Genomic DNA, 7,885 nt, shown 5'->3' on the forward strand with positions numbered 1-7,885 from the left:
CGGATCAGGCACCGGCCATCCATTTCGCCAGGCCATGGCGACCACTGACACCGAGTTTGGCGGCGGCACGCTTGAGGTAGGTCTCGATCGAGCTGTTCTTGACCCGCAAGCGTTCGGCCATTTGCGGCACGGTGCCACCGGTCAGCAGGCCCAGGCAGACTTCTTTCTCGCGCACCGACAAGGTGATGTCGCCCAGCGCCAGACGTTCGTCGAACACCTGCTGCAACGGTGCCTGTTCTTCATCGGTCTGGGGCAGGCGAGGTTGCCGGGCGAGGATCTGTCGGCAAATCTGCGCGTGCCGTTCGATCAGGGGCAGCAGGGTGTCGGACAGGCTTTTGAGGAACGACAGCTCCGGCAACGAAAACACCCGATGCGTATGAGGGCGACAGAACGAAATGACGCAGCGGCGGTTGGAGGTGCGTGACACCAGATTGCACTGATGGACGCTGCGGTGCGGGTTTCGATCCTGCAGTGAAGCCTTGAGTTGAATCAGCAGCGAATCGTTCATCTCGATCATCTGTTGCAGCAGCGGATGATCGTCCTGGCACGATGGGGAGGCCGGGGGAGGGAACGTATCCGGCAAACCTGCGCTACCCAACGCCTTGATCTCGACCACGCTGGCCTCGCGTTCGTCCAGCGTCCACTCGCTGAGCTCGACACGGTTGACCGGCACCAGCGTGTCGACCAGTTGAAACATGTTCGTGGCGAATCGCTCGTGTCCCGTGCTGGCGATCAGTTCTCCCAGTTGCCAATAGAAGTGCGGATTTTCCGAATTGCGAAGACTGCCGGTCAGATTCATGTCTTTGTCATCCTTGATTTAGAGCCCTTGCCGATCGTCAGCCGTACATACACCCATGAAGCCGCCACGCAGTCATTTCTCCCTGAAATCGATCTGGAGCGGGATTTAAGCCTATGCATTTGTCCTACGTCTGTAGGGGAAAACCGGGACACAAAATGCCACTATTTCCGAATTAATGGCGCCACATTTCTGTCAGTCCTGGGCTGTCACGCTTGTAAGCAATGGCTGCGCGGTCCGATGGAACCCCGACAGATCAGACAGGTGGCCGCCAGAGCTGCCAGTACGGGCGTCGGAATCAGCCTGAATGAATGGCGATTGTCCTACAGGATTTTCCGCCATATGCCTGCGAACTTATGCGGGTATGAACCATGCGGTCTGACCTGTCAGGCCCGAAGGCCGGCAAAGAGGGAGAGGTTGTCCGGGTTTCACGTGTCATGCCGGTTTCGGGGCCGATGCTTGAATACGCGCCAAATCACATGAGACGGATCTTATGAACCAATTTGCTGCCGACGCGGCGGACGGTCTGTCCGCGACTTCCGAGACTTTTCCGCTGACCGCTGCCCAGCGTGACATCTGGCTGGACCAGGTGCGTCAGGGGGATTCGCCGGTGTACAACATCGGGGGTTATGTCGAGATGACGGGCGCGCTGGACCCGGCGCTGATGCAAGCGGCCCTCGAAGGCCTCGTGGCCCGGCATGACGCCATGCGCACCAGTCTGCTGCCGGGGGCCGGCGAGCAGGGTCTGCCATTGCAGCGTTTTGTGCCTTCGATGCCGGTGCCGATGCCGTTCCATGATTTCAGCGCCCATCCCCAGCCTCAGGCGGCTGCGCGTCGGTTGACTCAGGAACGCATCGAACAGCCGTTCAAGCTGGATGGCGGGCCGTTGTTCCGTTTCTGTCTCATCCGTCTCGATGAACGCTGTCATTGGTTTTCGCTCCAGGCCCATCACCTGATCGTCGATGGCTGGGGCTTCGGAGAAATGCTCAAGTCCCTCGGCGACATCTACAACGCCCTGGCGCTGGGGCAGGTGCCGCCGGATTCGGCGCCGTCCTATGTCGACTTCATTCATGACGACGCACGGTATTACCAGTCCGACCGCTATGCGCGTGATCGAGCGTACTGGCTGGACAAATACCGGCATCTTCCCGAACCGCTGTTGTTGCCGCGCTATCAGGAGCGCTTCGCCGGCGCGACGGCACCCACGCGGATGTTTTCGCAGCGCTTTCCGGCACGGCTCCATGAGCGCATGAAACAAGTGGCCCTTGAGTACGGGGCTTCGGCGCTGCACTTTCTGCTGGCGGCGATGCACGTGTATTTCAGCCGAACCGGCCAGCGTGATGAGTGGGTGGTGGGCTTGCCGTTGCTCAATCGTTCCGGCGCTCGCTTCAAGTCCACCCTCGGGCTGTTCACCCAGGTCAGCGCCGTGCGCATGGGGTTCGGTCGCGAGCTGGCGTTCAGTGCGCTGGTGAAAGCCGTTCGCGATGAGCTGAAACAGGATTTTCGCCATCAGCGTTTTCCCCTCAGTGAAATGAACCGTGCACTCGGTCTGCTGCGCGAGGACCGCTCGCAGTTGTTCGAGGTGACCGTGTCCTACGAGCGCGACGCCCATGAGTACCGTTATGGAGAGGCCCGGGGGCGGGTGGTCAAAGTGTCGAACCACGAAGAGGGCACGCCGCTGTCCGTTCACCTGCTGAGCAGTCGCGGCGACGACGAGGACAGTCTGTATCTGGTGTACAACGAGGCCTATTTCGATGCTGACGAGATCGAGGCACTGTCTGCCCGGCTGTTGTGGGTGCTGGAGCAGGGACTTGAAAACAGCGCATTGGCGACAGGCGATTTCAGCCTGAGCCTGCCGGCTGAAACCGCGTTGCTGCAGCAGTGGAACGACACGCGTGCGGTCTACCCGGAAGGCCAGACCCTCCACCAGCGCATCGAGGCGCAAACGGCAGCGCAGCCCGGGGTTATCGCCGCAGCGTTTCAGGGGCAGCGGCTGACTTACGCCGAACTGAACCGGCAGGCCAACGCCCTGGCCCATCACTTGATCGGACTCGGCGTACAACCCGACGACCGAGTGGCGCTGGTCGCCCGCCGAGGACTGGACACGCTGGTCGCGCTGCTGGCGATCCTCAAGTCCGGCGCCGGTTACGTGCCGGTCGATCCGGCGCATCCTGCGGAACGTTTGACCTATTTATTGAGCGACAGCGCGCCGGTCGTGGTCCTGACCCAGCACCATCTGCGTGACCGGTTGCCGCTGCTGAACGTACCGGTGATCGATATCGACACGCGTGCCTGGCCGATCAACGATCTCAACCCCGACGTCCCGGGCCTGACTGCCGAGCATCTGGTCTATGTGATCTACACCTCCGGCTCCACCGGCCAGCCCAAAGGCGTGATGGTCGAACATCGGACCCTGTCGAATCTGGTGGATTGGCATTGCTCAGCCTTCGAGCTATGCGCCGGTCGCCACACCTCGAGCCTCGCCGGTTTCGGTTTCGACGCCATGGCCTGGGAAGTCTGGCCGGCATTGTGTGCCGGCGCGACCCTGCACCTGGCACCTTCTCGCGACGGCGGCGAAGACATTGACGCGCTGCTCGAATGGTGGCGTGCGCAACCGCTGGATGTGAGCTTTCTGCCGACCCCGATTGCCGAATACGCCTTCACTCGCCACCTCGAACACCCGACTTTGCGCACGCTGCTGATCGGTGGTGATCGCCTGCGTCAGTTCAATCGCGAGCAGACGTTCGAGGTGATCAACAACTACGGCCCTACCGAGGCCACGGTGGTCGCCACCTCGGGCCGGATCGAACCGGGCCGGACGCTGCACATCGGTCAACCGGTGAGCAATACCACGATTTACCTGCTGGATGACCGACAGCGACCGGTGCCGATCGGTGTGCCCGGTGAGTTGTACGTCGGTGGCGCCGGCGTGGCGCGGGGTTATTTCAACCGTCCGCAACTGACCGCCGAACGCTTTCTCGACGATCCCTTCAGCACCCGGCCCAATGCCCGGATGTACCGCACCGGCGACCTCGCGCGCTGGCGCCCGGACGGCAACATCGAGTATCTGGGCCGCAACGACGATCAGGTGAAAATTCGCGGCGTGCGCATCGAGCCCGGCGAAATCGAAGCGGCGTTGAGCAGCCATGAATCGGTGCGCGATGCGGTGGTGCTGGTGCGCGACGGGCAGTTGCTGGCCTGGTTCACCGAACGCCAACCGCTGGACATCACGCAGCTGCATGCCCATCTGCAAACCCGTCTGCCGAGTGCAATGCTGCCATCGGCCTACGTGCGGTTGACCGCGTTGCCCCTGACCGCCAACGGCAAACTGGATCGCCAGGCGCTGCCGGCGCCGGGGCCGGAAGCCTTGATCCGCCGCGAATACGAAGCCCCGCAAGGCGACGTCGAAATCCTCCTGGCGCAAATCTGGGCCGAGGTGCTGCAAGTCGAACGGGTAGGGCGTCACGATCACTTCTTCGAACTGGGCGGGCATTCGCTGCTGGCGGTCAACCTGATCGAGCGTATGCGCCAGCTCGGCATGAGCAGCGACGTGCGCGTGCTGTTCGGCCAGCCGACCCTGGCTGCGCTCGCTGCGTCGGTGGGCACTGGCCGTGAAGTTGAAGTGCCGGCCAACCGCATTCCGGCAGACTGCACGCACGTCACCCCGGACCTGTTGCCGTTGGTGGAGCTGGATCAGGCGACCCTCGACCGGATCATCGCCACCGTGCCGGGCGGGGCGGCCAACGTGCAGGACATTTATCCGCTGGCACCGCTGCAGGAAGGCATCCTCTATCACCACATCACCGCCGCGCAGGGCGACCCGTACCTGCTGCAATCGCAACTGGCGTTCGACAGCGTCGAGCGGCTCGAGGCTTATGCGAGTGCGCTGCGTCAGGTCATGGCGCGCCACGATATCCTGCGCACCGCGGTGGTCTGGGAAGGCTTGAACACACCGGTGCAGGTGGTCTGGCGCCAGGCTGAATTGCCGGTGCAGGAAATCACGCTCGACCCGGCCGAGGGCGACGTCCTCGCGCAGTTGCACGAGCGCTTCGACGCCCGGCGATATCGCCTCGACGTCAGTCAGGCACCGCTGATCCGGCTGATGTATGCCCGCGATCCGGCCCATGGGCGGATCGTGGCCATTCTGTTGTTCCATCACCTGGCGCTGGATCACATCGCCCTGGAAGTCCTGCGCCATGAAATGCGCGCCAACCTGCTGGGGCACGGCGAGCCATTGCCGCCGGCGGTGCCGTATCGCAATTACGTGGCCCAGACCCGACTGGGTGTCAGCGAGCAGGAACATGAAGCGTTCTTCCGCGAGATGCTCGCCGATATCGACGAGCCGACCCTGCCGTTCGGTTTACAGGACGTGCAGGGCGACGGTCGCGGCATCGACGAAGCCGTGCGGACGCTTGCGCCTCAACTGGACCGCCGCCTGCGCCTGCAAGCGCGGCAGGCAGGTGTCAGTGTGGCCAGTCTGATTCATCTGGCCTGGGCGCAGGTGCTGGCAGCCACTTCGGGGCGCGAACATGTGGTGTTCGGCAGCGTTTTCATGGGCCGCATGCAGGGCGGCGAGGGCGCTGACCGGGCACTCGGGGTGTTCATCAACACCTTGCCGTTGCGCGTGGACATGGACTGCGCCGTGCGCGAAGCGGTGCTGCTCACCCACGCCCGCCTGACCGACCTGCTCGGGCATGAGCATGCATCACTGGCGCTGGCCCAGCGTTGCAGCGGGGTCGCATCACCGGCGCCGCTGTTCAGTGCGCTGCTCAACTATCGGCACACTGATCTGCAAGCGCAGGAGTCGGACTCCGATCACGCCTGGCAAGGTATCCAGACGCTGAATAACGAAGAACGCACCAACTACCCGTTGACCCTGAGCGTCGATGACCTGGGCAGCGCCTTGCAGATCACCACGCGAACCCTGATCAGCATCGGCGCCCGGCGTATTGGCGACTACGTGCAAACCGCATTGCAGGCGCTGGTGGATGCGCTGGAGCAGACACCGCAACACCCGCTGAATCGCTTGCCGATCGTGCCGCAGGCGGAGCTTGAACAAGTGCTGGTCGAGTTCAATGCCACTGAAGTCGATTGTCCGCTCGATCAGCCGCTTCAGGCGCTGTTCGAGTTGCAGGTGCAACGCCGACCCGACGCCATCGCGCTGCAGGCCGGTGAGCAGCAACTGACGTATCGCCAACTGAATGAGCAGGCCAATCGCCTGGCGCATCATCTGCGCGAACAGGGTGTGCAGCCCGACGCTCGGGTGGCGATCTGCGTCGAGCGCAGCCTGGATCTGATAGTTGGCCTGCTCGGAATTCTCAAGGCAGGCGGTGCCTATGTACCGCTGGATCCCGACTATCCGCTGGAACGCCTGCACTACATGTTGCAGGACAGCGCCCCGGTGGCGGTGCTGGTGCACGGGACCACCCGCAATCTGCTGGGTGATGCGGACGTGCCGGTCATCGATCTCGACCGATGCACCTGGCAGCACGCCTCCACCGACAACCCGCATGTACCCGGTTTGAGCGCGTCGAACCTGGCCTACATGATCTACACCTCGGGCTCCACCGGCACGCCGAAGGGCGTGATGATCGAGCATCGAAGCGCCTGCAACATGGTGCACTGGGGCTCGCAGATCAGCCCGCCGACCGGGCACGGCGCACTGTTGCAGAAGGCGCCGTTCAGCTTCGACAGTTCGGTGTGGGAAATTTTCTGGCCGCTGTGTTCCGGCCTGCGACTGGTGCTGGCGCGCCCGGACGGCAACCGTGATTCAGCGTATGTGACCCAGGTGATTCGCGAACGGCAGATCACCGTGGTCAAGTTCGTGCCGGCACTGCTGCAACAGTTCATCGAGCAGGACGATGTCAGCCAGTGCACCAGCCTGACCGACGTGCTCAACGGTGGCGGTGAGCTGACTGCCGCTCTGGCCTGGCGCGTGCGCGAGCGCTTGCCGTGGGTGCGTCTGCACAACGTTTACGGGCCGACCGAAACCACGGTCGACAGCACCGGCTGGACACTGGAGCCGGATCAACCGGTGCCGGAGGCCGTGGTGCCAATTGGCAAGGCCCTGAGCAATACCCGGCTCTATGTACTCGACGCCCGCGATCAACCCGTGCCATTCGGCGTCAGTGGTCACCTGCACATCGGTGGGGTCGGGGTTGCCCGGGGTTATCTTGGACTGCCGGACATGCAGGCCGAGCGCTTCATCGACAGCCCGTTCGTGGCCGGTGACCGCCTGTACCGCACGGGCGATCTGGTGCGCTACCGGGCGGACGGCAACCTTGAATTCCTCGGGCGCAACGACTTCCAGATCAAGCTGCGCGGCCTGCGTCTGGAACCGGGGGAAATCGAGGCGCGGCTGATCGAGCATCCGGCGGTGCGTGAAGCCGTGGTGCTGGTCCGTGACGAACGACTGGTGGCCTATTTCACCGTGCGCGAAGGCTGCGACGCGCCCGCCATCGAAGCCCTGCGTGCCCATGTCCTGGAGCGCTTGCCGGAGTACATGGCGCCGGGCGCCTACGTGAAACTCGACGCATTGCCCCTGACCCCCAACGACAAGGTCGACCGCAAGGCCTTGCCGGCACCGGGGGCGGAAGCGGTGCTGACTCGCCGCTACGAGGCGCCCGAGGGCGACGTCGAAATCCGGCTGGCGCAGATCTGGGCCGAGGTGCTGCAACTGGAGCAGGTGGGGCGCAACGACCACTTCTTCGAACTCGGCGGGCATTCGTTGCTGGCGGTCAGTCTGGTGGCGCGCATGCGTCAGGCCGGGCTGCATGTCGATGCGCGCACACTGTTCAGTCAGCCGACCCTGGCCGCACTGGCGGCCCGGACATCGGCGCAGGCCAGACAGGTGGAAGTCCCGCAAACCACCATTCCGACGCTCAACCGCAAACGCCGGCTCTGACGCGACAACGACGTCGATTCGCGGTTCCCGCGGATCGACGTCATGACTGGCCAGTCACAGTCCTTGTCCCCGCTTCCCATGTCAGACACCCAAGCCCCGATGTTTTAGCTTTTCCGGGCTGCGCGTGGCCGCACGGACTCGCCGCTGCGCGCTCCTTTTTCCCGAATTTACAGCAGGTTACCCCC

2 protein-coding genes are annotated in these 7,885 nt (G+C 63.5%); one reads left to right on the forward strand and one right to left on the reverse strand.

Annotated elements, in window-relative coordinates; all coding sequences use genetic code 11:
* Positions 1-4: 4 nt before the first annotated feature.
* Positions 5-799, reverse strand: a complete 795-nt coding sequence (locus NWV16_RS11785) for a helix-turn-helix transcriptional regulator (protein ID WP_260523151.1) — start codon at positions 797-799, stop codon at positions 5-7.
* A 490-nt stretch (positions 800-1,289) separates the two neighbouring features.
* On the opposite strand from NWV16_RS11785, the gene NWV16_RS11790 reads away from it, so the two are divergent.
* On the forward strand, positions 1,290-7,700 hold the full coding sequence (locus tag NWV16_RS11790) for a non-ribosomal peptide synthetase (RefSeq protein ID WP_260523152.1): 6,411 nt from the start codon (positions 1,290-1,292) through the stop codon (positions 7,698-7,700).
* Positions 7,701-7,885 lie beyond the last annotated feature (185 nt).

It is taken from the genome of Pseudomonas sp. BW7P1 (assembly GCF_024981055.1).
Lineage (GTDB): Bacteria > Pseudomonadota > Gammaproteobacteria > Pseudomonadales > Pseudomonadaceae > Aquipseudomonas > Aquipseudomonas bananamidigenes.